This window comes from Streptomyces sp. SP18CS02 (assembly GCF_036322365.1).
In the GTDB taxonomy this organism is placed as follows: Bacteria; Actinomycetota; Actinomycetes; order Streptomycetales; family Streptomycetaceae; genus Streptomyces.
Genome location: NZ_JAQYXC010000217.1, coordinates 1 through 1,362, shown reverse-complemented (window position 1 = coordinate 1,362; position 1,362 = coordinate 1). Strand labels below are relative to the sequence as shown.

1 protein-coding gene is annotated in these 1,362 nt (G+C 68.9%); it reads right to left on the bottom strand.

Annotated elements, in window-relative coordinates:
- Positions 1-1,287 (bottom strand): alpha-amylase (locus tag PUR26_RS02100; protein WP_329868553.1); only part of this gene is annotated, 1,287 nt, incomplete at its 3' end.
- Between the last annotated feature and the right edge of the window lie 75 nt (positions 1,288-1,362).

Here is a 1,362-nt window from a genome sequence, read left to right as displayed (position 1 = left end):
GTTGTTCTGCACGTCGCAGTAGGTGCCGGCGGGCAGGGCGGTCTGGAAGGTCCGGGTGAGGGCGGACGTCTCGTGGTTGAGGGCGACGTAGGCCTTGTCGCCGCGGCCGAAGGCGACGGCGTTGTTCCCGTTGTCCCACCAGTGCGTGACGCCCTGACCGTGGGCCGCGTTCCGGAAGGCGACCATGGAGGAGATCTCGCGCCAGGCGTGCTGGCACTTCCATCCGCCGGTGTAGCAGGCGCTGACCTGGCCGTTGGCGGGAGGGCCGGCGTCCTTGTCGGTCCACTCGTAGCCGGAGTGGACGTCGGGAGAGCCGTAGGGCCAGGCCAGCATGAAGACGCTGGCGAGGGTGTAGGCGGCGCCGTCCTTGTAGTTGAGGGTGTCGCCGCCGCGTTCGGTGTCGTGGTTGTCCACGAACACTCCCGAGGCGCTTGAGGCCATGTAGCCCCAGCCCTCGCCGTAGTTCTTCAGGTAGGCGAGCTTCTCGTTGCGGAAGACGCGCTTGAGGTCGCGGGCGTACCGGAACTCCTGCACATCGCCGTTGCCGAGGTACTCGCTGGGGGAGACCGCCTCGCCGGCGCCGAAGATGGCCTCCTGCTTCCAGTAGGCGTCCGGGTTCGTCAGCCGTGACTTGATGGCGGCCAGGTCGCCGGCCGGCATGTGCTTGGCGGCGTCGATGCGCAGTCCGTCGACGCCCAGCGACAGCAGGTCGTTCATGTAGCCGGCGATGCTCTTGCGGACGTGCTCCTCGCCGGTGTCCAGGTCGGGCAGCTGTACCAGCTCGCACTGCTGGATGTTGGCCCGGTCCTGGTAGGTGGAGATGGCGGCGCGGCAGTCGTCCATGTCGGCCCCGGAGTACAGGCCGGGGTAGTCGTACTTGCTGAAGGGCGTGCCCCCGGTTCCCGTGCCGGAGCCGTTCGCCATGTGGTTGATCACCGTGTCGGCGACGACCTTGACGCCGGCCGCGTGACAGGTGTCGATCATGTTCTTGAAGGCGGCCCGGTCGCCGAGCCGGCCGGCGATCCTGTAGCTGACCGGCTGGTACGACGTCCACCACTGCCCGCCCTGGACGTGCTCCTGGGGCGGGGAGACCTGGACGTAGCCGTAGCCGGCCGGGCCGAGGGTCTGGGTGCACGCCTTGGCCACGGAGGCGAAGTTCCACTCGAACATCACCGCGGTGACGTCCTTGGTCCCGGGCGGGGCGGCCTGCGCCGGGCCGGGTGCCGTGACGGCCACAGCGGTCCCCGCCACGACGGCGAGCACGGCAGCCATGAGCTTTCTGGCCATGTGTCCTCCTGTTCACAGGAAGGTGCGGATGCGACGGTGCAGCCTCGTACGGCAACGCGCCATGCCCGCAAGGCC